This is a genomic window from Variovorax sp. VaC1 (assembly GCF_043658315.1).
In the GTDB taxonomy this organism is placed as follows: domain Bacteria; phylum Pseudomonadota; class Gammaproteobacteria; order Burkholderiales; family Burkholderiaceae_C; genus Variovorax.
On the sequence record NZ_JBIGLT010000001.1, the window covers coordinates 1,021,065 to 1,045,937 of the forward strand.

Here is a 24,873-nt window from a genome sequence, read left to right on the forward strand (position 1 = left end):
TTTGGTGGCGGCAACAACCCCGCCTCAGGCGGCGCACGCGGCCACGTACTGCAGCGGCGTCATGCCGAAGGTTCGCTTGAAGTGCTTGTTGAGCGCGCTCTGGTCATAGAAGCCCGATGCGAGCGCTGCATCGACCACCGATTGCCCCGCCCGCAGCCGCTGCAAGGCCGCCCGCAGGCGAAGCTGGGTCAGGCAGGTGTGTGGCGTCAGGCCGATCGATCGCTTGAACGCGCCGATCAGCTGGAAGGGCGTGAGGTTGGCGACCGCGCCCATCTGTTCCAGCGTCAGGCGTTCCGCATGGCAGTCGCGCATCAGTTCGAGCACGGGTGCCAGCAGGGCCGCATCCGACGGCACGCGGGGAACGCGCTGCGCCGCCTGCCCGTGCCGCTGGAACAGGTCGCCGAAGCTGCGCACCAGCAGCTCGTGATGGAGCAGGGGGTCTTGCTCGCCGTCGAGGGCGTGGTGCAGCTCCAGGAAGCGTGCGATCAGGTCGGGGTCGCGAAAGACGTTCGCGCTGAAGTACCGGGGCAGGTCGATGCCCAGCGACGCCAGCACATTGCGCATGCCCGGCTCGCCGAGGTAGAAGGCGCGATAGCGCCAGCGCTCGCTGCCGGCCATGTGGCCCGAGTGCGGTTCGGCGGGGTTGAAGACCAGCAGCGCTTGCCGGTGGGCGGTGTCGGTGCGGCCACGGCTCGTGAACTCCGAACCGCCGATCTCGGTGGCCGCGACCACGAAGGAGTCGTGCACGTGCGGCGCGTAGCTGTGCGTCGTGAAGTCGGCGTGGAGCATGTCCATGCCCGGCACGCCGGGCGCGTGCCAGTAACGCGATTTGTTGCGAGGGTCGGGTCGGGCCACGGAACGTCCTTTCGACGTTCGGCATGGTAGCGCTTCGGCCGCTGCGAAGGGCCTGTGCTAGCGCACTCTCTCGCCGTCGCGCACCGATTCGACCGCGCCGTTGTAGAAGCGCACGATGCCCAGGAAGTTGCCCTGCCCGCGGTGGTAGACCCAGTCTTCCATCGGCACGCATTGCTGCGTGACCACCTGCTGGGCCGGCGCGCCGGGGTAGTTCGACGGCAGCCAGATCACCTGCGGCCGTGGCACGCAGACGAACTCCTTGGACAGCGGCTCGCCGCAGCGCTGCACGACCGAGAACTTGGAATCACCGACGCTGGAGAGCGCGCCGCCACAGCTGAGCGACTGGGCGGATGCATGGCCGGCGTGCATGCCGGCGGCGAACAGGAAGAGGGCGCTCGCGGCGAGGGTTCGCATGGGGTCCTTGGAGGCGTCTTGACCAGCGTGTGACTGTAGCGGCGCACAAGAGTTCATGTTCCTTTGTGGCCGCGAAGTCAATCGGAGAATTCTTCCCGGGCCCCTTCGATGACACCGACACCGCCGGCGCCTTGCGATCCGCAGAATCGGGCGATGACCCTGGCCGTCAGAGCCGGCCGCATCCACCCCGAGGAGACAACAACATGAACCATCGGTACCTGCTACGCCTCATCCGCTTCATTCGCCTCGTGGCCTGTTGGGCCATCGGCGCGCTTGCGGTCCTTTCGATTCCCGCGCTGGCTGCCTACAACCAGAGCCTTACGCGCACGCTCGACGCGGGCCAGATCTACGGCAAGGCCGCGAGCAACAACACGCAGGCCTTCCTGGGCATTCCGTTCGCGCAGCCACCGGTCGGCAACCTGCGGTGGCGCGCGCCGCAGCCACCGGTGCCATGGAGCGGCTCGCGTGCCGCCACCACCTTCGCCGGCATGTGCGCGCAGGTCGGCAACCCCTTCGGCGAGCCCGACCCCGCCACCTTCGGCCAGCCCGTGGGCAGCGAAGACTGCCTTTACCTGAACGTGTGGCGCCCCAATTCCAGCGCCGACAACCTGCCGGTGTTCTTCTGGATCCACGGCGGCAGCAACACCAAAGGCACGGCCCGCGACCCGACCTACGACGGCGCCTACCTCGCGCAGAAGGCCAACATGGTGGTCGTGACGGTGCAGTACCGCATGGGCATGCTGGGCTGGCTCAACCACCCGGCGCTGAAGACCGGCAACGCGCTCGATGACTCGGGCAACTTCACCACGCTCGACCTCGTGCGCGCGCTCGACTGGGTCAAGGCCAACGCCCGCGCCTTCGGTGGCAACCCGGGGCAGGTCACGGTGGCGGGCCAGTCGGCCGGCTGCATCAACACCTGGGGCCTGCTGCAGTCGCCGCTGGCCGAGGGCAAGTTCCAGCGCGCGGTGTGCATGTCGGGCATTCCCAATGCGTACCCGCCCGTGGTGGGTACGCTGGCGGCCGAGTCGCTGATCGACAACCTGCTGGTCGATACCGGCCGCGCATCGACCATCGCACAGGCCACGGCGCAGCGCGCGACCATGAGCCAGGCCGACATCGCCGCGCTGCTGCGCAATGCCAGTGCCGCGCAGATCATGAAGTTCACGCCCAGCCCCGTGGTGCCCGGCCACTTCACCGACGGCACGGTGATCCGCGCCAGCGGCCTGCCGGGCCTGCTGCTGGGCGACTACAACAAGATGCCGATCATGATCGGCTCGACGCACGACGAAGGCTCGTACTTCGCGTTCCTGTTCGGCATGGGCCAGCCCACGCAGCAGGAGTTCTGGAACCTGACCAACTACGCGCCGCCCGGCAGCGTGACCTTCAACCAGCTCATCAAGCCCGAGTTCCGCCCGATCTACACGCAGACGCACGAGGCGCTGACCTATGCGCTGGACAACGTGATCGACAACGTCATCCGCGTGCTGCGGCTGCAGAACGGCGACATCTACCGCTACAACTACAACTGGGACGACACGCCCCAGCCCTGGAAGGACACCTTCGGCGCCTTCCACGCGATCGACGTGGCTGCGCTGTTCGGCAACTTCGTGACCGACCAGCCGAACTTCATGCACTTTGCATGGAGCCCCGAAAACGCCAGCAGCCGCAAGGCGCTGTCGGACAAGTTCATCGACTACACCGCCAGCTTTGCGCGCTACGGCGCACCCACGCGGCTCTTCGACGGCAAGACACCGTGGACCGGCTGGACCAACTTCATCTGCCTGCTGTGCAACAAGCGGATGATTTTCGACAACCAGTCGTACATGTCGCCCGACGACTACCTGTTCTTCTGGCCGCGCTACACCTTGCTGTCGCCGCAGCAGCGCGACTTTCTGCAGCAGCAGATCGACTTCAGCAACCTGCCGGATTCGGTCGACCCGCTGCGCAGCGGTCCGCGCTGAGGCTGGAGCGCCGTGGTGCCGTTGCGCTACTGGATGATCCCGTGGCGCACGGCGTAGAGCACCAGCTCGGCCGTGCTCGCCACGCCGAGCTTTTCGAGAATGTTGGTGCGGTGCGTGCTCACGGTCTTCACGCTGATGAGCATCTCTTCGCCGATCACCGTGAGCGAGATGCCCTTGAGCATCATCAGCATGATCTGGTGCTCGCGCACCGTCAACCGCTGGTGCGCGGGGCGTTCGTCGCGGCCTTCGAGCTGGCCGCTCACCAGTGGTGCGGCGCGTGCGCTCAGGTACTGGCCGCCGGCCGCCACGCGGCGTATGGCGCGCACCAGCTCGGCCGGCTCCGCATCCTTGGCGATGTAGCCGCGCGCACCGGCCTGGATGGCGACCAGCGCGTACTGCTCCTCGGCGTACATCGACAGCATCAGCACCGGCAGCGTGGGTTGCGCCGCGCGGATCGAGGCCAGAACCTCGAGGCCGTTGCGGCCTTCCATGTTGATGTCGAGCAGCACCACGTCGAAGCGGCGCTGCCGCACCTGCGCGAGTGCTTCGGGGCCGTTGGCGGCCTCGCCGGTGGTGCGGATGTCGCTCTCGTCGAGCAACAGGCGCTGCAGGCCCGAGCGGAAGATCGTGTGGTCGTCGACCATGAGGATGTCGATCACCGTGGCGCTCCTCCTCAATGCAACGGCGCGCGCAGGCTCAGGCGCGTGCCCTGGCCCGGCGCCGAGCGGATCTGCAGCTCGCCGCCGATCTCGCGTGCCCGCTCGCGCATGCTCAGCAGCCCGAGCGCGCTGCCGCCGGGCGCGGCGGGGTCGAAGCCGCAACCGTCGTCGTGCAGCTCCAGCCGCAGTTGCAGGTCTTCCACGCGCAGCGTCACGCCGACGTTGCGCGCCTTCGAGTGGCGCGAAACATTGGTCAACCCCTCCTGGAAGATGCGGTACACCGCCGTCGTGTGCCGGGGCAGGAGGCGCAGCGTCTTCGCATCGGTGTCCAGCACATGCTGCACGCCCGAGCGGCGCGTGAACGCATGCAGCTCGTTGGCCAGCGCGACCGACAGGTCGAGGTGGTCGAGCGCGCTCGGCCGCAGTGCTTCGGAAATCTGCTTGACCGTGTCGATAGTCTGCTGCGTCAGCGCGATCAAGCCCTGCGTGAGCGACTGCAGCTCCGGGTTTTCGGCGCGGCGCTGGATGCGCGTGGCGTCCATCTTGATCGACGTGAGCATGCCGCCGAGCACGTCGTGGATGTCGCGCGCCATCGCGAGGCGCTGCTCTTCGAGCTTGTTGGCGGTGTAGGCCGCCAGTGCCTGCAGCTGCTCGCGCGAGCGCTTGAGTTCTTCTTCGTTGTGCACCCGCTCGGTCACGTCGACGCCCACGCCCATCACCGCGGGGTGGCCCCGGTAGAGGATGCGCGAGCCATGCACTTCGATCAGGCGCACCTGCCCGTTGCGGTGCAGCCCGCGCGTGATGAAGTGCATGCTCGGTGGGTCTCCCGACAGGCGCGCGCGGATGCGCGAGCGCACCACTTCCAGAAAGTCGGCTGGAACGACCTGCGCCAGCGACATGCCGATGGCCTCCTGCACCGTGTAGCCGATGATGCCCGCCCAGGTGGCGTTGCAATAAGCGAAGCGGTCGTCCTGGATCACGTAGATGCCCGCGACCATCTGCTCCACGATGGTGTGGAAGGGCATGTCCGGCAGGCTTTCGCGTTCGAGGTCGGTCACAAGGCGGGGAAGCGGTGGGCGGCTCATGATAGGGCGACAACCACCCTGTGCCCCTGTCGCGCCCTGGTGCTGCGGGTTTGCGAGAAGCAGGATTCCCCGTAGCCCTTGCCGGAAATATCCGATGGCTGGCGAGGGCGTGCGCTGACCGATGTCGGTGCTGCAGCGGCGGCAAGTGCTTTCACCGCCGCGCGGATGCGGCCTCAGGAATTGGGTCGGTAAAGTTTGACCAGAGCGAAGCCCAACACGACGGCGGCGCAAAGAAACGCCAGCACCGCCAGCCAGACCGATTGGGTGAACACGTAGGTGCCGAGCGCAGCGGCCGCCGCCACCACGGCGGCCAGCCATTCGAATGCGGACTCCAGCCAGCCGCTGCCCGACTTGCGTTTGGGCGGCGGAGCCGGCGCGCGGTCTTGCGCCTCGATCTGTTGCCCGGCGTGGGGGCGCGGCGGCTTCTTTTGCGGGAGCGAGAAGAGTGAGCTCAATTCGGGCGTGGGCCACGGCCCCGCCGCCGACGCGCCGATCCCTGCCAGCAGCCAGACCGGGTTCGCGCCGTGGCGCGAGAGGTCGGTTGCAAGATCGGCGAGCGTGCGGGCTTCGTCGAGTTTCTCCAGCGCGGCAAGGTCGGTGCGCAGCCACTGCTCGGCATCGGCCGCATCGGGCAGGCCGCTCGTGCGCAGCAGGATGTGGCCGGCGAAGCCTTGCGCCAGCAGCGCTTCGAAGCTTTCGTAGATCGGCCGATAGCGTTCGCCGACGGCCGCGACGATCTCTTCCCGCCGGCTGGCCAGCCGCGCGAGGCCCGTGGGCTTGTCGACCACCAGGTACGGGTACGTCGCATCGGGGCCGAAGTCTTCAAGGCATTCCTCCCGTTCAATCTCGGACGCTTCATCGTCGACGTCGTGCTCGTCGATGAAGCGCGCGTGCCGGATGTCGGCCGCGCTGAAGAGCGCGCGCCAGAACAGCGGAAAGAAAGCATTGGCCTCCAGCTCGCCGCCATGGCCGAAGAAGTCGCGCCACTCGTTGCGGCTTCCCTCCGGCATGCGGGGCAAGGTCGAGCTGCTCAGGAAGACGGGATGCGACATGGCTCTGTTCCTTGCGGATCTGGAAAGAAGCGATCAGCGCGGCGCGCGCTGATGCCTGTGTGTGCGTGTGCGCGCGTGCGGCCTCAACCACCGATGGGAGAGCACAGCTCGACCAGCGTGCCATCGGGGCAACGCACGTACGAGACCACCTGGCCCCACGGCTTGGTGGTCGGCGGCGTCAGCTCCGATGCACCGGCCGCCACGGCGCGGTCGTGCGCACCCTTGACGTCGTCGGTCACGAAACCAAGCTCCATGCCCAGCGGCTTGGCGGATTCCGATGCGGCCACGTGCCCGTGTGGAAAGTTCGATTCGGCCAGTTCGTGCGCGGCGAACGACAGCGTGGTGTCGCCCGTGATCAGCTCGCCATAGGTGCCCGACTCGTGAAGAAATCTTGTCTGGAAACCGAAGGCCCGCTCGAAGAACTGGAGGGACTGGGCCACGTCGGGGACGTAGACGATGGTGTAGCCGAATTTCATGATGAGTACCTTCGATGCAGGAGTGCGGTGGACGATGGCGGATAGATTCCGCAGAGTCGCACTCTACCCAGAACCCGTGCGAACTCCACCCGAATTCGTCTGCGAAAAGAAGGCCCATGCGCCCTGAACATCTTCTTCCTTCTCTGCCTCCGGGCCAACGGTGGATTGCGGCCCCGCCGGGTGAATCCGGAGACACGGTCTACCGGCGCAGCGACCGCGCGGCATTCGCCATTTCTATCTGCGCCTGGACCCGTTGACCTGGGGTTGAAGCATCGCAAGTTCCGGGCCTTTCGACCGCTTTTCCTGAAGCACTTCATGAGGCCTTAATCAACTCTTCATGAATTTGGACAGCCGTTTTCGATGCCGATAGATTGCGCGCCGATGCCTCTGCGGGGCATCGACACACAACATCCAACGGAGACAAATTCATGAAGATTTCTGCTTGCCGCGGGCTCTGGCCGGCGATGGCATGGTCGGTCGTTCTTGCAGTGGGGCTGAGCGCCTGCGGTGGTGGTGGTTCGTCGGGCACGGCGATCGTTCCGGTGCCGGTTGCGGTGGGTGGCGGCGCGACACCGCCGCCGCCAGATGCGCCGCCGATCAACGAAGGCACCGTCCGCAAATGGGGCTACCTCACGCTGCCCGACGGCAACCGGATGCGCTACACCGTGCTGCTGCCCAGTGCCAAGGGGCCCTTTCCGGTGCTGATCGAGTACGACGGCTACGGCTCGGGCGTGGTGCCTGATGAGGCGCCTGTCTGGGTGGCCGAAGGCTATGCGGTGGTCGGGCTCAATGTGCCGGGCACGGGATGCTCGAGCGGCGAAGACCACATCTTCGATGCGACCGTGGGCGCCGCAGGTGCGTTCGCGGTGGAGTGGGCCGCGAAGCAGCCGTGGTCCACCGGCAAGGTCGGCATGGTGGGCTATTCGTACCCGGGCTACAACCAGTTGTGGGTGGCCGCGCAGCGCCCGGCAGGGCTGGTGGCCATCGCACCGGGAAAGAACGTCACCGACCCGTACCGCGACGTCGGCTACCCGGGCGGCATCCAGAACGTCGGCTTTCCGGCGGGGTGGTGGGGGCAGTTCCCCGACATCTGGAAATCTTCCGCGCAGGACGCCGCGCACATCGACGGCGACGCCGAGTGCGCGCAGAACGTGCGCGACAACATCGAGAAGATCAAGCGCCCCGACATCGACCTGGTGACGTGGCTCGACAACGACCCGCATTACGGTGCGCGCTACGCCAGCAAGAGCGCGATCCTCATTACCGACAGGATCGTCATTCCGACGCTGGGCACGCAGTCGTGGCAAGACGAGCAGGTCGGCCCGCGCATGGGCTACTACGAGGACACCATCGCGCCCGACAAGATGTGGCTCATCAGCTCCAACGGGCTGCACGGCACGAGCGACTTTTCCGCCTACATGCTCGATGTGCAGCGGCGCTTCTACGCCCACTTCCTCAAGGGCGAGAACAACGGCTTCGAGCGCGAGCCGCACGTGCACCTGCTGCAGGAAATGCAGGAGACCCAGGGCCCCAGGGGCAGCAAGACACTGGTGCACACCGCCGCGGCCACCTTCGACCGCCTGCCCGTCAAGGCCACGCCCATGCGGCTGTGGCTGCAGCCCGGCGGTGTGTTGTCGGACACCGCACCGCAAGACGACAAGGTGCCGTCGAGCAGCTATGCCTACCCGGTCGCGAGCCCGCCCGTGAACGACCAGGGCGCTGGCGGCTGGCCAGCGGTCAGCGATGCCACGGGCCAACTGACCTTCACCACCGGCAAGCTGCCGCAAGATTTGAGCTATTACGGCGAAGGCTCGGTCGACCTGTGGCTGAGCGCGACGGCGACCGACACCGACGTGCAGGTGAGCCTGTCGGAGGTGCGGCCCGATGGCATGGAGATGTTCGTGCAGCGCGGCTGGCTGCGTGCCTCGAAGCGGCAGTTGAACGACGCCAATTCGAGCGTGCTGCGGCCCTGGGGCGACTTCACCGCGGCCACGGTGAAGATGCTCACGCCGGACGAACCGACGCTGATGCGGGTGGAGATGCAGAAGTTCGCGCATGTGTTCCGCGCGGGCTCCAGCCTTCGCGTGACGATCGACACGCCTTCGCAGACCGGCTACTGGATCTTCGGCAACCGCCAGGACAAGTCGACCAACAGGATCTGGCACGACACCAGGCGGCCGTCGAGCATCGTGCTGGGGCATGTGGCGTACCCGCACGCGAAGGAGCTGCCGACCTGCGGCATCGTGCAGCAGCAGCCGTGCCGCAAGAACGAGATCGCGGTGCCGGCGGGCACGGGGCCGAAGGCGCCGGTGTAGTTGAGGTGGAATCCGGCGCTGCCGCGCAGCGCCGGATGAAAAGTCGGGGGCGGGAGGCGGCTAGGCCACCCGCTCTTCGATCGGCCCCACGCGATCGGGATAGAACGCCACGTGGTCCTTGATCTGCGCGACCGGGTCGTAGGGCGACTCGTAGGTCCATACCGCATTCACCGAGCGCTCGCCGCCGGCCGGAATGCTGTAGTAGTTGCATTCGCCCTTGTACGGGCAGTAGGTTGCATGCGACGTGCGCTCCAGCCACGACATCTTCACGTCCTTGCGGGGGATGTAGTGCACGGTGCCGAAGTGCGCTTCGCGCAGCGTCAGCGCGTCGCGGGTGTCGGCGATGACGAGGCCGCCGACCGAGACCACCACGCGCAGCGGGTTGCGCGCGATGGTGATCGGGTGATCGGGGCCAGGGGTCTTGATGGTGCGTTCGGGCGTGGCGAACATGGGCAAGCTCCTTCAACAGGTCGATGTGACGCAAGAATCGGCGGATGCGCATCTTGCCGCGATGTCGTGGCGGTTTGAAGTCCCCCCGGAATCGGCATGCTCGCGAAGTGGTTAACGGGCGGACCTCATCGGGAGGGCTCTGGAAGCCTTTCGGCCTCATTTCTCCCTGTGCAGACGCATCTGAATTCGGGATGGGCCATGTGGCCGCATTCGATGTAATGCTTCAGTATGTAAGAGGTGTCGAAATTCTCGAAAGGCCGCCGCACCGAGGCGCACCCAGCCCGATCGGGGCCGCGTGGCAGGGCGGCGCGAGAACGGTGATAAAACTTCGCGCGCCCCACCCGTGCCCATCGAAAGACCGAAGTGAAGAAGTACAAGCTCGCCACCTTCCTACTCGCCAGCCTGTTCGCCGTTCGCGCGGGTGCGCAGGCGTGGCCCTCGAAGCCCGTGCGCGTGATCGTGCCCGCGCCGGCCGGCAGTTCGCTCGACCTGATCGCCCGCACGTTGGCCGACCGGCTGCGCGTGATGTGGAAGCAGCCCGTGGTGATCGAGACCAAGGCCGGCGCCGGTGGCCTGATCGGCATGGACACGGTGGCCAAGGCGCCGCACGACGGCTATACGCTGGGCATCGGCTTCAACGGGCCGATTGCCTTCGGCCCCTACATGTACGCCCACATGCCCTATGCACCGGCGCGCGACCTCGTGCCCATCGTGCTCACGACCTCGCAGCCGAACGTGCTGGCAGTGCCGGCCGGCAATCCGGCGAACACGCTGCCCGAGTTCGTGGCTTGGGCGAAGAAAGAGGGCAACCGGTTCAGCTATGCCTCGGTCGGCGCAGGCAGTTCGTCGCACCTGACGATGGAGCTGCTTCGCAACGTGGCGGGCATCGAGGCGGTGCATGTGCCGTATTCGGGCTCGCCGCCCGCGGGGCTGTCGGTGGCGGCGGGCGACACGCAGGCGCTGTTCACCGTCGCGCCCGCGTTGCTGCCGCTGATCCAGGGCCATCGCGTGAAGCTGATCGCGGTCACCAGCGCCACGCGCTCCGAGCTGATGAAAGACCTGCCGACGGTGGCCGAGTCCGGCTATCCGGGCTTCGAGTCGTTGGCTTGGAACGGCTTCTTTGCCGCCAGCGGCACGCCGCCCGAGGTGGTGCGGCGCATCAACGCCGACGTCAACACGGTGCTGCAGGAGCCCGCCGTGCGCGAGCTGCTGGCCAACCAGGGGCTGGTGCCGGGCGGCGGTTCGCCGGAAGAGTTCAGGGCCTTCATCGACAGCGAGGGCCGCAAGTGGGGCGCGATCATCGCCAAGGTCGGCATACGGCTCGACCGGTGATACTTCGGGCGCCCGAATTTTCAGGAGGACCCCATGAGTGAATATCCCGCCGACATCTACACCGAGGCCGAGCCCGACGCGTACACGCTGAACAACCTGGGCCCGCTGACCGGCCTGGCCGGCATCTGGACCAGCGCCGCCGGCAAGGACGTCGCGCCCAAGGCCGAGGGCCCCGAAACCTCGACGTACATCGAGCACGCCGAGTTCCAGCCCATCGACGCGCAGACCAACGGGCCGCAGATCTTCTACGGGCTGCGCTATCACGTGCGCATCGTCAAGCCCGACGAGGTCGAGAGCTTTCACGACCAGGTCGGCTACTGGCTGTGGGAGGCCGCCACGGGCACGGTGATCCAGACGCTGTCGATCCCGCGCGGGCAGACCGCGATGGCCATGGGGCACACGACGGCCGATGCGAAGTCGTTCAAGCTCGAAGCGGTGCGCGGCGCCGAGACCAACGGCATCCTGTCGAACCCCTTTCTCGAACACGCGTTCAAGACGCTGCGCTACAACATCGCCGTGACGATCAACGACGACGGCAGCTGGTCGTACGAGCAAGAGACCCTGCTGAGCGTCCTGGGCAAGCCCGAGCCCTTCCGCCACACCGACCGCAACACGCTGCGCAAGATCGGCGAGCCCACGCCGAACCCGACCGCACGCGCCGCAATGGCGGTCGAGGCGGAAGAAAAAGCCAAGGCCTGACCCGCACGGGATGTGGACGCGGCCTACGCGAGCGCCGCCTCCACATCGGCATGGAACTTCGCCGAGCAGAACTCGGTGGCCCCGAAATACAGCGAAGACTGCGCACCGCTGGCCAGCGTCGATTGCGCCGACACGCCGAGCGCGAAGTCTTCGTCGAGCGCACCCCAGAACGACGCGACGTTCTTGCGCCAGTAGTTGATCGACTTCTCCGTCTTCGGCAACTCGGGAATCAGCGTGCTTGCGATCACGCGCGAGCGGCCTGGCGACTCGGGCAGCACCGTGAAGGCATTGGCATGGTCGCCTTCGTGCAGGATGAAGGTGGCCGGGAAGAAGTAGTAAATGATGTTCGAGTGCGGCCCCACGCGCCATTCGTGCCGTGGCTGCGCGCGCAGCCCTTCGATGCTGCGCTTGGGCAGGAACAGGCGCTGGTGCTGGCGGTCGTGGTCGGCCATCAGCAGGTTGTCGTAGAACAGCGCCGCGATGCTGTTGCGGTGCGCGTACTGGAAGTGATAGGTCTCCAGGTTGGCCTCGAACGGGATCTTCCAGTTGGCGGCGTTGTCGAAGGCGTGCTCATGAAACGGCACCCAGCTGTCGTAGCCCCACGCGCGCAGGTCGGTGCCGAAGCGGCCGAGCCAGGTGTCGATGTCGAGCGTGGCGCTTTCGCCTTGGGCCAGCACGCGCGGAATGGCCCAGGCAAAGCCCAATGCCTCGGCCACCGGCACGCGCGCCAGGCTGCAGTTCGATGCGGGCGCATGCGGAAAGTCGTCGCCCGAGGGGCGGCCGCGCAACGTGCCGTCGAGCCCGTAGGTCCAGCTGTGGTACGGGCAGATCAGGGCGCGCTGGCTGGAAAGGCCAGCTGTCTTCAGCCGCGCGCCGCGATGCCGGCAGGCGTTGACGAAGCCGTTGAGCTTGCCGTCCTGCCCGCGCACCAGCACCAGTGGCAGGCCGGCCACGTCGATGGCGAAAGAGTCGCCGGGCTTCGCGAGCGATGCCGAAGGGCACAGCGCCAGCGGGTAGCGGCGGAAGATGCGCTCGACTTCGCGCGCGTGGCGTTCGGGGTCGAGGTAGCGCGACACCGGGCTGATGCCGGGCGCGCCGCGTTCGCTGCCGCCGGCTTCGATGAGCGCGAGCGCGCGCTCGATCAGGGCGATCTGTTCTTCAATCTGCATGCACTGTCTCCGTCGTTCTTGTGGGTTGTCTGCGTGCCATCGTGGGGCACGGGACATTATTGCGGCGGCTCCGCATGGGCCCCGCACAAGCCGTGTGCTTCAGTCGAGCTTCAGCGTGCCCAGCCGTTCGACGATCAGGTCGTGCAGCGTCTGCGCCGCCACCGAAAGACTGCCTTCGCGGCGCTGCACGAGGTACACGGTGCGCGTCAGCGCGGGCAGCGGCAACGGGCGCGTGGCCAGCGTTTCGCGGCGAAAGTGGAACAGCGTGAGCGCCGGCACCACGCTGATGCCCAACCCCGCCTCGACCAGCCCCATGACGGTGGCCAGGTGCTCCACCTCGAACACCGCGTTGAGCCGCTGCGGATGCAGCGCCACGTCGAGCGCCTGCCGCACGCTGCTGTTGCGCGCCATCTGGATGAAGGGCCAGGGCGCGATCTTCTTCACCGTCAGGCGTGGCTCATGCGCCAGCGGATGGTCGGCGCGGCACACGAGGTGAAAGCGGTCGGTGCACAGCTTGCGCGCGCGCAGGTCGCTGTCGGCCGATGCGCCCGCGCCCGAGGCGGCCAGCGCGAAGTCGGCCTGCCCGTTGCGCACCAGTGCAATGCAGGCATCGGACAGCGCATCGTCGAGGTCGACGCGGATGCCGGGCCACGCCTGCATGAATTCCGCGAACACGGCGGGCAGCCAGCCGGCCGCGAGCGAGGGCAGGGCGGCCACGCGCACGCGGCCCTTGCGCCGCTCCACGTGGTCGGCCAGGTCGCCCATCGCGCTGCCCATGTCGTCGAGCAGGCGGCGCGCCGAGCCTTCGAACAAGCGGCCTTCGGGCGTGAGCTGCACGCTGCGCGTGTCGCGGTCGAACAGGCGCGTGCCGACCGTGTCTTCGAGCGTGCGGATCAGCGCGCTGAAGGCGGGCTGCGAGAGATGGCTGGCCTGCGCGGCCCGCGTGAAGTTGCGGTGTTCGGCCAGCGCCAGAAAGGCGCGCAGTTGCCGGGTGGAGAGGTCGGGCGTCTTTCGCATCGCGCTGCCTTTGTTATTTGAAAACCAGATCAATCGATCCGGATTTTCAATTTTACGGATGACGGGTGCCTGCCTACAGTGCACGGCAATGAACCTCCATGAATCGCCCAGGCTGTTGATCGGATGCGCCGCCGGCTTCTCGGGCGACCGCATCGACGCGGCCGGCCCGGTGGTCGACACGCTCATCGCACGGCTGCACAGCGGCCCCGAAGGCCAGCGCGCCTTCTTGATTTTCGAGACGCTGGCCGAGCGCACGCTGGCGCTGGCGCAACTGCGTCGCCGCGACAACCCCGAAGCCGGCTACGAGCCGCTGCTCGACGCGATGCTGCGCCCCGTGCTCGCGCGCTGCCTGGCGCATGGCATCCGCATCGTGAGCAACTTCGGCGCCGCCAACCCGCGCGCCGCGGCCCGGCACATCACCCGCATGGCGCGCGAGCTGGGGGGTGACGCGCCACGCATCGCCGTGGTGGAGGGCGACGACCTTTCCGGCCCCGAACACCGCGCGATGCTGCACGAAGCACTCGGCGCGCAGATGGACGGCCTGCGCGTGGTCAGCGCCAATGCGTACATCGGCGCCGAGCCGATTGCCGCCGCGCTCGATGCCGGCGCGCAGATCGTCGTGTGCGGCCGCGTGGCCGACCCGTCGCTGACCGTGGGGCCGGCCATGTCGCACTTCGGCTGGCGCGCCGACGATTGGGACCGACTGGGCCGCGCCACCATGGCGGGCCACCTGCTCGAATGCGGCGCACAGGTGTGCGGTGGCTACTTCGCCGACCCCGGCTACAAGGACGTGCCCGGCTTGGAGGCGGTGGGCTTTCCCATCGCCGAGATCGACGCCGACGGCGGCTGCGTCATCGGCAAGTCCGAGGGTACCGGCGGGCTCGTGAGCGAAGCCACGGTGAAGGAGCAGTTGCTCTACGAAGTGCACGACCCCGCCGCCTACCTCACGCCCGACGTGGTCGCGGACATCGCCGATGCCGAGGTGCGCGCGCTGCCCGATGTCGAGGGTGCCGACCGTGTCGACCGTGTCGAGCTGTCGGGCGTGCGCGGCCATGCGCGGCCGGACCGCTACAAGGTCAATGTCTGCCACGAAGGCGGCTGGCTGGCCGAGGGCGAGATTTCTTATGCCGGCCCTCGCGCCGAATCGCGTGCACGCCTTGCGGCCGATGTGCTGCGCAAGCGCCTCGATGGCCTGGCGTTGCGCGTCGATCTGATCGGCGCCTTGAGCATCCTCGGCGACGACGCCGGCCGTGCGCTGGCGAGCCTGCCCGACGCGGGGTTGCGCGATGTGCGCCTGCGCGTCGCCGCCACGCATGCCGATCGCACACAGGCCGAGCGGCTGGCGCGCGAAGTCATGGCGCTCTACACCTGCGGGCCGGCGGGCGGCGGCGGCGTGCGCACCGCGCTCACGCCCCGGCTCAACACGCTGTCTTGCCTGCTGCCGCGCGACGCGGTGCCGGTGCGCTTCGAGCTGCTCGATGCGGAGGCGCTGGCATGACGAACAGCATCGACGCTCTCGACGCGGTCGAAGTGCCGCTGTACCGCGCAGCCCACGGCCGCACGGGCGACAAGGGCGACCGCTCCAACATCAGCGTCATCGCCTGGCATGCGGATCTTTTTCCCTTGCTGCTCGAACAGCTCACGCCCGAGCGCGTGGCGGCGCAGTTCCGCCACCGCGCACCGTCGCGGGTGCAGCGCTTCGTGCTGCCGAAGCTGCACGCGATGAATTTCGTGCTCGACGCGGTGCTCGATGGCGGCGTCAACGATGCGCTGAACCTCGATGCGCATGGCAAGGCGTTGTCGTTCCTGCTGCTCGACATGCCGATCCGCGTGCCGCGTGCGCTGGTGCCTTTGCTGGCAGGGCCGTAGCCACGCCACGGATTCCCTCTTCTTTCTCTTACTCAACAATCATCTGGAGACAAAACAATGAAACGATTTCCCCTTGCAGCGCTGACCGCCGCACTGGCCCTGGCACCGCTGCTCGGCCATGCGCAGGCCTTCCCCGAGAAGGCCATCACCTTCGTCGTGCCCTTCGCGGCCGGCACCGCCACCGACCAGATCGCACGCGCGCTCGGCAACCAGATCGCGACCGAGACCAAGCAGGCCGTCATCATCGACAACAAGGCCGGTGCCAGCGGCTTCATCGCCTCGCAAAGCGTGGCGAAGGCGCCCGCCGATGGCTACACGGTGCTGATCACCACCAACACCACGCACGCGGCCAATGAGCACCTGTTCAAGAAGCTGCCCTACGACCCGGTGAAAGACTACGCACCCGTCGCGGCCCTGGGCAAGGGCGGGCAGATCATGGTGGTGAACCCGTCGTTCCCTGCGAAGAGCGTGGCCGAGTTCATCGCGCTCGCGAAGAAGGACCCGGGCAAGTACAGCTTCGGCAGCGGCAGCAGTTCGAGCCGCATGGCCGGCGAGCTGCTGCAGCAGATGGCCGACATCAAGCTGCTGCACGTGCCCTACAAGAGCAACACGCTCGCGGTGACCGACCTGCTGGGCAACCAGATCAACATGATGATCACCGACATGGCCACCGGCCTGCCGCAGGTCAAGGCGGGCAAGCTGCGCGCGCTGGGTATTTCAAGCGCGGCGCGCTCGCCGCTGGCGCCCGACCTGCCCACCATTTCCGAAGCCGGCGTGAAGGGCTACGAAATGGGCTACTGGTTCGCGGCCTACGCACCCGCGAAGACGCCGCCGGCCGTGGTCAAGCGGCTCAACGAGCTGCTGGTGAAGGCCGCGAAGAGCGAAGCCGCCAAGACCGCTTTCTACGAACCGACCGGCACCGAGGTGTTCACCACCTCGCCCGAAGAACTCGCGAAGTTCCAGGCGGCCGAGTCGCAGAAGTGGGGCCGCATCGTGAAGGCGGCCGGCATCGAAGCCGAATAGCGCTGTCGCCGTAGCGGAGATCGGCGCCGCGCAAGAACACCATAACGAAGGAGACAAACCATGAAACGCTGGAGCCTTGCGGCTGCCACGGTGGCTTCGGCCGCCCTTTTTCTGAGTGCCTGCGGGGGCAGCGGCGGGGGAGGCAGCGGCTTGCTGCTGCCACCGCCCACAGCCACCACCCCACCGGTGACCACGCCACCCGCGCCGCCCGTGGCAGCCGCCGCACCGAAATTCAAGCTCGCGATCGCCGCCACCGAAGACGTGCCCGGCACCTTCGGCAGCGCCGGTGCCTACGAGAAGATCACCGGCACTTTCACCGGCGAGGTCGATCCGAAAGACCCGCACAACGCGATCATCCAGGACCTGTCGCTCGCGCCGCTCAACGCCAATGGCAAGGTCGAGTACACCTCCGACTTCGTGCTCTTCAAGCCCAAGGACATGCGCAAGGCCAGCGGCGTGCTGCGCTACGACGCGCCGAATCGCGGCAACATCGTCAACCTCGATCCGTACTTCGCATCGCGTGGCTACGTGTTCCTCACGGCCGCGTGGCAGGGCGACGTGCCGGCCGGGCCGGGCAAGCTCACGCTCAAGGTGCCGGTGGCGAAGAACGCCGACGGCAGCACCATTACCGGCACCTACCGCGCCGAACTGCTGCCCACCGTGGCCACGAACGATTCGCTGCCATTGCCCGGCGGCCCCTTCAACGCCGCGATGCAGGCCTATGCGACCGCGAGCCTCGACAACACCCAGCCGGGCTATGTGCTCACGCGGCGCATCAATGAGGGCGATGCGCGCCAGCTCATTCCCGCGAGCGAATGGAAGTTCGCCAAGTGCAGTGCGGCCACGCCGTTCCCCGGCACGCCGGACGAAACCAATGTGTGCCTGAAGAACGCATGGGACCCGGCGTACTTGTACGAGCTGGTCTACGTCGCGAAAGACCCGAAGGTCATGGGCCTGGGGTTGGCGGCGCTGCGCGACATGGTCGGCTTCTTTCATCGCGGAGCAAGCGACGCATCGGGCACCGCCAACCCGGTGGCCGCCGCGATCAGCAGCACCATCGCATCTGGCGTCTCGCAGTGCGGCAACTTCATGAAGACCTTCGTGCATCTCGGCTTCAACGACGACGGCGCGGGCGGCAAGGTGTTCGACGGCGTGTTCGCGCAGATCGCGGCGCGCCAGACCAACATCAACATGCGCTTTTCGATCCCGGGTGGTGGTGGCGGCGTGCGCGCCGACCACACGGCCTTCGGGCAGGCCGGCACGCGCGGGCTGTCGAAAGACTACGTGGACGACGTCGCGCAACGGCGTGGCGGCATCCTGTCGCGCTGCGAGGCCAGCGGCACCTGCCCCAAGCTCTTCATCGGCTTCAGCGGCACCGAGTTCTGGACCTTGCAGGGCTCGCCCTTGCTGACCGACGCCTGGGGCACCGCCGACCTGGTGCAGCCCGGCAACGCGCGCATCTACTACTACGCGAGCACGCACCACCTGCTGGGCCTGCCATCGATGCCGGGCACCAATGCTGGCGCGCTGTACACGACCAACGCGAACACCAGCGTGATCCCGGTCGTGCGCGCGCTGTACCAGAACCTCGAGGACTGGGTCGTCAAGGGCACCACGCCGCCCGACAACCAGGTGCCGAAGCTGGCCGACGCCACGCTGGTGCGGCCGGCACAGGTGAAGTTTCCGGCCATTCCGGGCGTGAACTACACCGGCCTGGTCAACACCTATTCGCTGCTCGACTGGGGCCCGGACTACCGCCCGCAGGATGAAAGCGGCATCGCCACGCAGGTGCCGCCGGCAAAGCTGGGCCGCGACTACGCCATCCTCGTGCCGCAGGTCGATGCGGATGGCAACGACATCGCCGGCATCCGCAGCCTCGACGTGGCCGTGCCCACCGGCACCAACACCGGCTGGAACACCACCAGCAAGCCGGGCACGATCGATCAGGCGGGCCTGTTCGGTTCGAGCTTTCCGTTCGTGAAGACAGCCGCGCAACGCGCCGGCACGACCGATCCGCGTCCGTCGCTGCAGGAGCGCTACACGGACCAGGCCGGCTACGTGGCGGCCGTGACGGCAGCGGCGAACGACCTCGTGGCCCGGCGCTTCATGCTGCGTGTGGATGCCGATGCGGCGATTGCGAATGCGATCGCCAACCCGGTGTTGCCCTAACCGGCAAGGTGCGCCGCGAACCCCGTGCGTTCCGGCGCAACGTCGGGCCGCAGCGTGAGCGCGGGAATCTCGTAGTCGCCGGCGTTCTGTTGGCGGAACGGAATCGGCGCAATCGTCCACAGCGCGTCGAGCCGCTGGCCGAGGTCGGCGGTGATCCGCGCATAGGCGGCTGCGTCGACCTTGCCCGTGCGGTGCACCACGAAAGGCGGCAGCACGTCGAAGCCCGGGTAGTGAAGGATGCCGTGGTGGATCGGAAAGAGAAGGTCGTCCATCGGCCCGTTGATGCCGCGCGGCGCGTAGTGCGAAGCCCAACCGCCGGTGGTCACGACCAGCATCGCGCGCTTTCCGGCCATCACGCCTTCGCCGTAGCGCTTGCCCCAGCGCCTGTCGGAGTGTTCACCGACGCCATAGGCGAACCCGTGCGCGTAGACGCGCTCGACCCAGCCCTTGAGGATGGCGGGCATCGAGAACCACCAGAGCGGAAACTGGAAGAGCACGGCATCGGCCCACAGCAGCTTGGCCTGCTCGGCGGCGATGTCGTCGGGCTGGGTGCCAGCCTCGAAGGCGCGCTGTGAATCGATGACCGGATCGAAGTGCGATCCGGGCTCGATGTGCGCAAAGTCGTCGGCGGCCAGTGGTGCCTTCCACTGCATGGCGTAGAGGTCGGACACGCGCACTTCGTGCCCGACTTGCGAGAGGCGTTCCACCATGAAGTCCTTCAGCGATCCATTGAGCGATCGGGCTTCGGGGTGGGCATAAACGATGAGGACTTTCATGACGGCTGAACCTGTGGAATGAAGAACATGCACGCAGGTTAGAAAAGATGGCGATATATTGGAAATGAATAGTTTGAATTCCAGCCATTGCCATGAACAATTTCAGCCGCATCGACCTCAATCTGCTCATCACGCTCGACGTGCTGCTGGCCGAGCGCAACGTGACGCGTGCAGCCGAGCGCCTGAACCTTTCGCAGCCTTCGGTGAGCGTGCAGCTCGCCAAGCTGCGCGAGATGTTCAACGACCCGCTGCTGGTGCCCGCGCAACGCGGCATGCGGCCCACCGCGCGCGCCGACGAACTGCGCGAGCCGCTGCGCGAAGCGCTCGAATCATTGGGCCGCGCAGTGGCGCCCACCAAGCCTTTCGACCCTGCACAGGCGTCCACCACCTGGCGCGTGGCCGCGGCCGACTATGCCGAGTCGGCCATCCTGCTGCCCGGGCTCGCGGGGCTGCGTGCGGCCGCGCCGAACACCCGGCTGGCCGTGGTCGATGCCGTGCCTTCGCGCATGGCGCGGCAACTGGAGCAGGGAGAGATCGACCTGTTCTTTCACACCAGCGTGGGCGCGCCGCCCGGTTTGCACCGGCGCGTGCTGTTCAACGAACGCTATGTGCTGGCCGGGCGGGCAGGGCATCCGCGGCTGAAGCGCCGGCCCACGCTCGCGCAGTTCTGCGCGCTGGAGCACGTGGTGGTGTCGCTGGGCGGCGGCGGCTTCGTCGGGCCCACCGACGAGGCGCTGGCGCAGAAGGGCCTCGCGCGGCGCGTGGCGCTGTCGGTGCCGCACTTTCTTTTCATGATGTCGGTGCTGGCCGAGACCGACATGGTGGCGATGCTGCCCGAGCGGCTGGCGCGCGGCGCGCCGGGGCTGCGCGTGGTGGAGGCACCGCTGGAGGTGTCGGGGTACGAGATGGCGATGCTGTGGCACGAGCGGCGGCATCGGGATGCGGGGCATCGGTGGTTGAGGGAGTGGATTGCGGAGAGTTTGTAGGTGGGGCTCGGTGAATGGGGCTGAGTTGGGTAGGACTTTGAGCAGGAGGAAATGAGCCGCACACAGTCTCTGGGCGTCAGACCCGCTTGATCGGGCGACCGCCGATCCGCGCCTTGACCGCCGCCACCAACGGCTCGATCGCCGAAGGAGGAAACGGCGACACGCTGCTGACGTTGATCTCGCAGAGCACGAAGGCGTCTTCTTGCTCCGAACTCTGCTCACCGAACATGAAGTCGCAATCCCAGAGCAGGGGGAGTTGCTCCCAGCTCAACCCGACGCGTTGGTGCAGTTGGTCGATCCATCCTCCTTCGAGCCGCCGCCGCAGGGACTGAAACTGCGGCATGTCCGCCGAGTGGTAGATGCGCGGCCCTGGTTGCGGCGCGGGCGCGCCGGGCATTGCCGGACAAAGGGCATTCACAGCCTGATGCCCGAATCCGGCCACACGGTCTTCGACCACGTAGGCGCGCACCGTGCCTTCGGCAATGCGGGGCTGCCAGGCCTGATCCACCATGTGCCCTCCGTTCTCCGGCTCGAAGTAGTTCGCGAGCCTTTCCTGCAGTGCGCGCATGTCCATGCGCTCTTCTTCACTACCGCGCTGAGCGTGGCGGACCTTGAACTGTGTCGAACCTGGCTCCGCCTCCACTAGCCACACGCCGTTGCCGCTCTGGCCTCGATGCTGTTTCAGCACTCGGGCGCCGGACTCGAGCCGCTGCGGCAGCTCAAGGGCGAGTTGCGCCAGGCTGTCGACACGCACCGCGTCACTGCCGAATGGCAGGCCGGCGATGTCAACCAGCACGTCCTTGGTGCCGAGACGAAGAATCGCATCCGGATGCGCGCTGACGAACACACCGGTGCCGGCGATCTCCCGGAGCATGGCGTCCAGGCGTTCGCGCCTGCGGCCGAGTTCGATCGGATTGCACCAGACCAACACGCCATCCAGAAGACGCAACTGGCCAGCCACTTCGTCGATGAAATCGTCGTGATAGACAGCTGGCTCGACGGCGACCCCGGCCGCCGAAAGCGCATCGAACAACGCCAAGAACCGGCTCTCTTCAGGGGCGTTGCGATCACGGGCGGCTCGGTCCCCCGGGTAGAGCAGGGCGATGGATGGCGCCCCGGCATTTCGGGGTCCGGGTGTCTTGCCATCAGTCGGATGGTTCTGGGTTCTTTTCATTTTTGATCTCCTCTCGATGGGGCTGCTTTGCCCCGATGCGCGCCGTTGGCGCGAAGCGGTCATGTGGGAGCGCCGCAGGTTGTTCAGCCTTTCAGGATCAGCGGATGCACGACCAACCCGATGAGCGCCGCAATCAGCACGATGACGGGTTCGGGCAGCTTCCTGAATTTCCACAACGCGGCGGCCGTGACGATGGCCAACGATGCCGTGATCCAGTCCACGATGGAGCGATGCCCGATGACCACCACCGCACCTGCGATCGATCCGATGGCCGCAGCGGTCACTCCGTCCACGAACGCGAGGACGGCAGGGCGCTTTCCGTACTTCTTGAAGTACGGCGCCGGCAGCACCGTGAACAGATAGCAGGGGACGAAGGTTGCCACGGCTGCAACCACGGCTCCCCAGAAGCCCGAGACAAGGAAGCCGATGAACCCCGTGGTGATGACCACCGGTCCGGGCGTGATCATCGCGACAGCTACTGCGTCGACGAACTGGCGATCAGTGAGCCAGCCGTATTCCTTGACCACGCCGCCGTAAAGGAAGGGCACGATGGCCAGACCGCTTCCGAAGACGAAGCTGCCGGCGTAGGTGAAGTACAGCGCGATCTGCTTCAGGCGGCCTGAGTCGAATGTTCCGAGTGCCATCGCTGCGACGAGAGGTGCTGCAAAGGAGTGAAGCCCGTTCTTCATCCAGCGTGGCGGAACCCTTGCAAACCAGACGAGCAGGCCGGCTCCAAGGAAGAGCCAGACGACTTCCGATTGCGTGACGACCGTCACTGCGAAGCTCACGGCAAAGATGAGCCATAGCAGCCGGTCGCGCCCGATATTCTTCAAGCTGAGCTTCCAGGCACTCATCGCGATGATGCCGATCACCGCTGCTCCCACGCCGTAGAACACGGACTGCATCCACCCGATGCCGCCATAGGCCGAGTAGGCCGCACCGAAGGCCACGACCATGAAGAAGGACGGGAGCACGAACGCCAGCCCGGCCAGGGTGGCACCGAGGACGCGATAGTGCACATAGCCCAGGTAGATGGCGAGTTGCGCAGCCAGCGGCCCTGGCATCAGTTGGGCGATGGCCATGCCCTCCTTGTAGTCGGCCTCGGTGATCCAGCCGCGCTTTTCGACCAGGTCGCGGTACATGTAGCCGGCGAGGGCCACTGGGCCGCCGAATCCCCAGGTGCCGAGGCCAAGCATGTAGGCGACGAGTTGCCGCAGCGTGTATGCAGGACTGTTCATGCGCCGACTCCACACGGAAGCGGGCGAAGGCATGGCAAGGAGCCTGTGCCCAAGGAAGCGGGAAAGATGAGGTCGGCAGTCGAAGGACGGCACTGAAGATGAGTCGACAAGTAAAGCTCCCGCCAAGGCTGATTCGATCAGCCTTGGAAACAGGAACAGTGCTTGGACGTCGTGCGTCTTGTGGATCGCGGGGAGGACTGCTCTGACCCCCGCGAAGGGAATGTAGCAGGCCTGTCGTCTATTTCCATACAGGACTCCGCAGCAGGGGCGTCAGCTCGCAATCAGGTTCGCCAGGCGCAAGGCGGCAGGCCGGGCAGGCCCGAGGTCACGAGCTGCGGGCGGCTGGAGCCTTCCTCAGCCCAAGCGCATCGACAGTTCGACATCGCCGGCGAACGGCACCGACAGGTATCCGCTGTCGACCGCACGCACGCGCGCCAGGTACTCGGGGCTGTGGTCGGCGTTGTCCGCCACGATCAACGCACCCGGCCGCAGGCGGCTCTCGACCAGTGCCAGCACGTCGGGGTAGAGCGCCTTCGCGCCATCGAGCAGCAGCAGGTCGATGGACTCTGGCAGGCCGCTTGCCAGCGTCTTCAGTGCGTCGCCTTCGCGGATCTCGACCAGGTCGCTCACGCCGCCTTCGGCCAGATGCTCGCGGGCCTTGGCGATCTTCGAGGGCTCGAACTCGCTGCCGATCAGACGGCCGCCGCCGTTGTCGCGCAGCGCCGCGGCCATGTACAGGGTCGACAGGCCGAAGGAGGTGCCGAACTCGATGATGTTGCGCGCGTTGGTGCTGCGCGCCAGTTGGTACAGCAGCACGCCGGTCTCGCGCGACACCGGCAGCCACAGGTCTTTCATGCGGCTGTAGAGGTCGAGGTATTCGGTCTTGCTGTGCATCAGCCGTTCGCGTTCCTCGCGGCTGATGCTGGCCAGGGCGGGGCTGGTTACAGCGGCGGCCTGCAGGAACAGGCGGTCCAGCAAGGGAGCCAGGGGGGCAGTGGTCAAGGTCGTCGTCACAGGGTTCTTTCGTTTGAAGAGCGGATGCAAAATAATATGAAGAACCCTTCATGTTTGCTATTCGCGTTGCGGAACCCTCCTATGCCCGACCGCCCCAATGCCTCGATCTCCTCTCGCAGAAAGCCCAAGCAGGCGCGTTCGGCCGACCTTCTTCAGGCCATTCTTCAGGCAGCTATTCAGGTTTTGGCGAAGGAAGGCGCGCACCGCTTCACGACCACGCGCGTGGCCGAGAGGGCCGGCGTGAGCGTGGGGTCGGTCTATCAATACTTTCCGAACAAGGCGTCGATCCTGTTTCGCCTGCAGAGCGACGAATGGCGGCAGACCACGGAGCTGATGCGCGGCATCCTCGGGGACGCGCAGCGGCCCGCACTCGAGCGCTTGCGCATGCTTACGCACGCCTTCATCCGCTCCGAGTGCGAGGAAGCAGACGTGCGAACCGCGCTCGGTGACGCCGCGCCGTTCTACCGCGACGCACCCGAGGCACAGGAAGTGCGCGCCGCCGGTGACGAATCTGTGCGTGTGTTCATGAAGCAGGCCCTGCCAACGGCTTCCGATGCCACGCGTGAAATGGCGGGCGAGCTGATCGTGAGAACGCTCAGCACGGTGGGCAAAGACTTTTCGGAGAGCCCGCGAACCGCCGCCGAAATCGAGGCCTGGGCGGACGCGCTGGCCGACATGCTTTGCGCCTACATCGAAAGCCTTGCATCGCGCTGAGCCGACGCTGGCGCCAGCGCTTGCCTCAAGCAATGTCTTCGTGGATGCAGAGGTAGTTGCCTTCGGTGTCCTTGAACCAGGCCGCCTTTTCCGAGCCGAGCACGCAAACGTGGTCGACGGTCTTGAGCTCGGGGAAGTCGTAGTCCTCGAACACCACGCCGGCCTGCTTGAGCAACTTGACGCTGGCGGCAATGTCCTCGACCTGGAAACTGATCGCCGTGTGGTCGGCCTTGGTTCCTTCGGGTTTGGGAAACAGCGACAGAGTGCTGCCACCCACCACGTAGACGAACTTTCCGTCAGGCCGCAAGCCACCGGGTTTCAAGCCCAGGCGGCCCTCGTAGAAAGCACGGGCACGGTCCATGTCCCTGACGGGAAGCATGGTCGTTACAGACGAGTCGGACAACAGCATGGGAGGTCCTTTCGCAC

The 24,873-nt window shown here is 66.7% G+C and carries 24 protein-coding genes; 10 read left to right on the top strand and 14 right to left on the bottom strand.

What is annotated here, in order from left to right; translation table 11 throughout:
- Nucleotides 1–24: 24 nt before the first annotated feature.
- Nucleotides 25–855 carry an AraC family ligand binding domain-containing protein gene (locus tag ACGLHS_RS04855; RefSeq protein ID WP_394477372.1) on the bottom strand — a complete coding sequence of 277 codons (831 nt, stop codon included), beginning with the start codon at nucleotides 853–855 and terminating at the stop codon, nucleotides 25–27.
- Nucleotides 856–912: 57 nt separating this feature from the next.
- The gene (locus ACGLHS_RS04860) at nucleotides 913–1,269 is read right to left on the bottom strand and encodes a DUF2845 domain-containing protein (RefSeq protein WP_093237740.1); all 357 of its coding nucleotides are present in this window, start codon (nucleotides 1,267–1,269) and stop codon (nucleotides 913–915) included.
- A 203-nt stretch (nucleotides 1,270–1,472) separates the two neighbouring features.
- On the opposite strand from ACGLHS_RS04860, the gene ACGLHS_RS04865 reads away from it, so the two are divergent.
- Nucleotides 1,473–3,230, top strand: a complete 1,758-nt coding sequence (locus ACGLHS_RS04865; RefSeq protein ID WP_176801015.1) for a carboxylesterase/lipase family protein — start codon at nucleotides 1,473–1,475, stop codon at nucleotides 3,228–3,230.
- Nucleotides 3,231–3,256: 26 nt separating this feature from the next.
- Here the strand turns inward: ACGLHS_RS04865 and ACGLHS_RS04870 are convergent, their stop codons facing one another.
- From ACGLHS_RS04870 to ACGLHS_RS04885, 4 genes are all read right to left on the bottom strand, one after another.
- Nucleotides 3,257–3,889, bottom strand: a complete 633-nt coding sequence (locus ACGLHS_RS04870) for a response regulator transcription factor (protein WP_093237462.1) — start codon at nucleotides 3,887–3,889, stop codon at nucleotides 3,257–3,259.
- A 14-nt stretch (nucleotides 3,890–3,903) separates the two neighbouring features.
- Nucleotides 3,904–4,947: a PAS domain-containing sensor histidine kinase gene (locus ACGLHS_RS04875; RefSeq protein WP_394477377.1), complete on the bottom strand. Its 1,044-nt coding sequence runs from the start codon at nucleotides 4,945–4,947 to the stop codon at nucleotides 3,904–3,906.
- Nucleotides 4,948–5,147: 200 nt separating this feature from the next.
- The gene (locus ACGLHS_RS04880) at nucleotides 5,148–6,026 is read right to left on the bottom strand and encodes a hypothetical protein (protein ID WP_394477379.1); all 879 of its coding nucleotides are present in this window, start codon (nucleotides 6,024–6,026) and stop codon (nucleotides 5,148–5,150) included.
- An 83-nt stretch (nucleotides 6,027–6,109) separates the two neighbouring features.
- Entirely contained in the window at nucleotides 6,110–6,502 is a 393-nt protein-coding gene (locus tag ACGLHS_RS04885) for a VOC family protein (protein ID WP_394477381.1), read from the bottom strand.
- A 428-nt stretch (nucleotides 6,503–6,930) separates the two neighbouring features.
- Here ACGLHS_RS04885 and ACGLHS_RS04890 point away from each other — a divergent pair, with 428 nt between their 5' ends.
- The gene (locus ACGLHS_RS04890; RefSeq protein ID WP_394477383.1) at nucleotides 6,931–8,817 is read left to right on the top strand and encodes a CocE/NonD family hydrolase; all 1,887 of its coding nucleotides are present in this window, start codon (nucleotides 6,931–6,933) and stop codon (nucleotides 8,815–8,817) included.
- Between the two features lie 60 nt (nucleotides 8,818–8,877).
- On the opposite strand, the gene ACGLHS_RS04895 is transcribed toward ACGLHS_RS04890, so the two are convergent.
- Nucleotides 8,878–9,267 carry a DUF427 domain-containing protein gene (locus ACGLHS_RS04895; RefSeq protein ID WP_093237467.1) on the bottom strand — a complete coding sequence of 130 codons (390 nt, stop codon included), beginning with the start codon at nucleotides 9,265–9,267 and terminating at the stop codon, nucleotides 8,878–8,880.
- A 363-nt stretch (nucleotides 9,268–9,630) separates the two neighbouring features.
- Here ACGLHS_RS04895 and ACGLHS_RS04900 point away from each other — a divergent pair, with 363 nt between their 5' ends.
- Entirely contained in the window at nucleotides 9,631–10,599 is a 969-nt protein-coding gene (locus ACGLHS_RS04900; RefSeq protein WP_394477386.1) for a Bug family tripartite tricarboxylate transporter substrate binding protein, read from the top strand.
- Nucleotides 10,600–10,632: 33 nt separating this feature from the next.
- Nucleotides 10,633–11,298: an FABP family protein gene (locus tag ACGLHS_RS04905; protein ID WP_394477388.1), complete on the top strand. Its 666-nt coding sequence runs from the start codon at nucleotides 10,633–10,635 to the stop codon at nucleotides 11,296–11,298.
- A 23-nt stretch (nucleotides 11,299–11,321) separates the two neighbouring features.
- Here ACGLHS_RS04905 and ACGLHS_RS04910 read toward each other — a convergent pair whose 3' ends face one another.
- Together ACGLHS_RS04910 and ACGLHS_RS04915 are read right to left on the bottom strand one after the other, a co-directional pair.
- Nucleotides 11,322–12,467, bottom strand: coding sequence for an aromatic ring-hydroxylating dioxygenase subunit alpha (locus ACGLHS_RS04910; RefSeq protein ID WP_394477390.1), 1,146 nt, complete (start codon nucleotides 12,465–12,467; stop codon nucleotides 11,322–11,324).
- 99 nt (nucleotides 12,468–12,566) lie between these two features.
- Nucleotides 12,567–13,484 (bottom strand): LysR family transcriptional regulator, encoded by a 918-nt coding sequence (locus ACGLHS_RS04915; protein WP_093237471.1) that lies wholly within the window; start codon nucleotides 13,482–13,484, stop codon nucleotides 12,567–12,569.
- A gap of 88 nt (nucleotides 13,485–13,572) precedes the next feature.
- Between ACGLHS_RS04915 and ACGLHS_RS04920 the strand changes: the two genes are divergently transcribed.
- From ACGLHS_RS04920 to ACGLHS_RS04935, 4 genes are read left to right on the top strand one after another with little or no spacing between them, the layout of a single operon-like run.
- Nucleotides 13,573–14,982 carry an acyclic terpene utilization AtuA family protein gene (locus tag ACGLHS_RS04920; RefSeq protein ID WP_394477393.1) on the top strand — a complete coding sequence of 470 codons (1,410 nt, stop codon included), beginning with the start codon at nucleotides 13,573–13,575 and terminating at the stop codon, nucleotides 14,980–14,982.
- A complete protein-coding gene (locus ACGLHS_RS04925) occupies nucleotides 14,979–15,353 on the top strand; it encodes a hypothetical protein (protein WP_394477395.1) in 375 nt (124 codons plus the stop codon). The genes ACGLHS_RS04920 and ACGLHS_RS04925 overlap by 4 nt, the downstream gene beginning before the upstream one ends.
- A gap of 57 nt (nucleotides 15,354–15,410) precedes the next feature.
- Nucleotides 15,411–16,376 carry a Bug family tripartite tricarboxylate transporter substrate binding protein gene (locus ACGLHS_RS04930; RefSeq protein WP_394477397.1) on the top strand — a complete coding sequence of 322 codons (966 nt, stop codon included), beginning with the start codon at nucleotides 15,411–15,413 and terminating at the stop codon, nucleotides 16,374–16,376.
- A 60-nt stretch (nucleotides 16,377–16,436) separates the two neighbouring features.
- A complete protein-coding gene (locus ACGLHS_RS04935) occupies nucleotides 16,437–18,545 on the top strand; it encodes an alpha/beta hydrolase domain-containing protein (protein WP_394477399.1) in 2,109 nt (702 codons plus the stop codon).
- On the opposite strand, the gene ACGLHS_RS04940 is transcribed toward ACGLHS_RS04935, so the two are convergent.
- Entirely contained in the window at nucleotides 18,542–19,321 is a 780-nt protein-coding gene (locus ACGLHS_RS04940) for an NAD(P)H-dependent oxidoreductase (protein WP_394477401.1), read from the bottom strand. The genes ACGLHS_RS04935 and ACGLHS_RS04940 overlap by 4 nt on opposite strands.
- Nucleotides 19,322–19,413: 92 nt before the next feature.
- On the opposite strand from ACGLHS_RS04940, the gene ACGLHS_RS04945 reads away from it, so the two are divergent.
- Nucleotides 19,414–20,307 carry a LysR family transcriptional regulator gene (locus ACGLHS_RS04945; protein WP_394477404.1) on the top strand — a complete coding sequence of 298 codons (894 nt, stop codon included), beginning with the start codon at nucleotides 19,414–19,416 and terminating at the stop codon, nucleotides 20,305–20,307.
- Nucleotides 20,308–20,383: 76 nt separating this feature from the next.
- Here ACGLHS_RS04945 and ACGLHS_RS04950 read toward each other — a convergent pair whose 3' ends face one another.
- The 3 genes from ACGLHS_RS04950 to ACGLHS_RS04960 all read right to left on the bottom strand — a co-directional run bounded on the left by ACGLHS_RS04950 (nucleotide 20,384) and on the right by ACGLHS_RS04960 (nucleotide 23,733).
- Nucleotides 20,384–21,481 carry a Cj0069 family protein gene (locus ACGLHS_RS04950; RefSeq protein WP_394477406.1) on the bottom strand — a complete coding sequence of 366 codons (1,098 nt, stop codon included), beginning with the start codon at nucleotides 21,479–21,481 and terminating at the stop codon, nucleotides 20,384–20,386.
- Nucleotides 21,482–21,564: 83 nt separating this feature from the next.
- Nucleotides 21,565–22,719 (bottom strand): chromate transporter, encoded by a 1,155-nt coding sequence (locus ACGLHS_RS04955; RefSeq protein WP_394477409.1) that lies wholly within the window; start codon nucleotides 22,717–22,719, stop codon nucleotides 21,565–21,567.
- A 354-nt stretch (nucleotides 22,720–23,073) separates the two neighbouring features.
- The gene (locus ACGLHS_RS04960; protein WP_394477411.1) at nucleotides 23,074–23,733 is read right to left on the bottom strand and encodes an O-methyltransferase; all 660 of its coding nucleotides are present in this window, start codon (nucleotides 23,731–23,733) and stop codon (nucleotides 23,074–23,076) included.
- A gap of 81 nt (nucleotides 23,734–23,814) precedes the next feature.
- Between ACGLHS_RS04960 and ACGLHS_RS04965 the strand changes: the two genes are divergently transcribed.
- Nucleotides 23,815–24,447 (top strand): TetR family transcriptional regulator, encoded by a 633-nt coding sequence (locus ACGLHS_RS04965; protein ID WP_394477413.1) that lies wholly within the window; start codon nucleotides 23,815–23,817, stop codon nucleotides 24,445–24,447.
- A 25-nt stretch (nucleotides 24,448–24,472) separates the two neighbouring features.
- On the opposite strand, the gene ACGLHS_RS04970 is transcribed toward ACGLHS_RS04965, so the two are convergent.
- The gene (locus ACGLHS_RS04970) at nucleotides 24,473–24,853 is read right to left on the bottom strand and encodes a VOC family protein (protein WP_394478171.1); all 381 of its coding nucleotides are present in this window, start codon (nucleotides 24,851–24,853) and stop codon (nucleotides 24,473–24,475) included.
- Between the last annotated feature and the right edge of the window lie 20 nt (nucleotides 24,854–24,873).

Coding starts and splice junctions, on each gene's coding strand:
- ACGLHS_RS04865 (WP_176801015.1), top strand. CDS start 1,473: ATGAACCATCGGTACCTGCTACGCCTCATCCGCTTCATTCGCCTCGTG.
- ACGLHS_RS04885 (WP_394477381.1), bottom strand. CDS start 6,502: ATGAAATTCGGCTACACCATCGTCTACGTCCCCGACGTGGCCCAGTCC.
- ACGLHS_RS04895 (WP_093237467.1), bottom strand. CDS start 9,267: ATGTTCGCCACGCCCGAACGCACCATCAAGACCCCTGGCCCCGATCAC.
- ACGLHS_RS04880 (WP_394477379.1), bottom strand. CDS start 6,026: ATGTCGCATCCCGTCTTCCTGAGCAGCTCGACCTTGCCCCGCATGCCG.
- ACGLHS_RS04910 (WP_394477390.1), bottom strand. CDS start 12,467: ATGCAGATTGAAGAACAGATCGCCCTGATCGAGCGCGCGCTCGCGCTC.
- ACGLHS_RS04930 (WP_394477397.1), top strand. CDS start 15,411: ATGAAACGATTTCCCCTTGCAGCGCTGACCGCCGCACTGGCCCTGGCA.
- ACGLHS_RS04925 (WP_394477395.1), top strand. CDS start 14,979: ATGACGAACAGCATCGACGCTCTCGACGCGGTCGAAGTGCCGCTGTAC.
- ACGLHS_RS04945 (WP_394477404.1), top strand. CDS start 19,414: ATGAACAATTTCAGCCGCATCGACCTCAATCTGCTCATCACGCTCGAC.
- ACGLHS_RS04935 (WP_394477399.1), top strand. CDS start 16,437: ATGAAACGCTGGAGCCTTGCGGCTGCCACGGTGGCTTCGGCCGCCCTT.
- ACGLHS_RS04905 (WP_394477388.1), top strand. CDS start 10,633: ATGAGTGAATATCCCGCCGACATCTACACCGAGGCCGAGCCCGACGCG.
- ACGLHS_RS04965 (WP_394477413.1), top strand. CDS start 23,815: ATGCCCGACCGCCCCAATGCCTCGATCTCCTCTCGCAGAAAGCCCAAG.
- ACGLHS_RS04950 (WP_394477406.1), bottom strand. CDS start 21,481: ATGAAAAGAACCCAGAACCATCCGACTGATGGCAAGACACCCGGACCC.
- ACGLHS_RS04940 (WP_394477401.1), bottom strand. CDS start 19,321: ATGAAAGTCCTCATCGTTTATGCCCACCCCGAAGCCCGATCGCTCAAT.
- ACGLHS_RS04915 (WP_093237471.1), bottom strand. CDS start 13,484: ATGCGAAAGACGCCCGACCTCTCCACCCGGCAACTGCGCGCCTTTCTG.
- ACGLHS_RS04920 (WP_394477393.1), top strand. CDS start 13,573: ATGAACCTCCATGAATCGCCCAGGCTGTTGATCGGATGCGCCGCCGGC.
- ACGLHS_RS04860 (WP_093237740.1), bottom strand. CDS start 1,269: ATGCGAACCCTCGCCGCGAGCGCCCTCTTCCTGTTCGCCGCCGGCATG.
- ACGLHS_RS04890 (WP_394477383.1), top strand. CDS start 6,931: ATGAAGATTTCTGCTTGCCGCGGGCTCTGGCCGGCGATGGCATGGTCG.
- ACGLHS_RS04955 (WP_394477409.1), bottom strand. CDS start 22,719: ATGAACAGTCCTGCATACACGCTGCGGCAACTCGTCGCCTACATGCTT.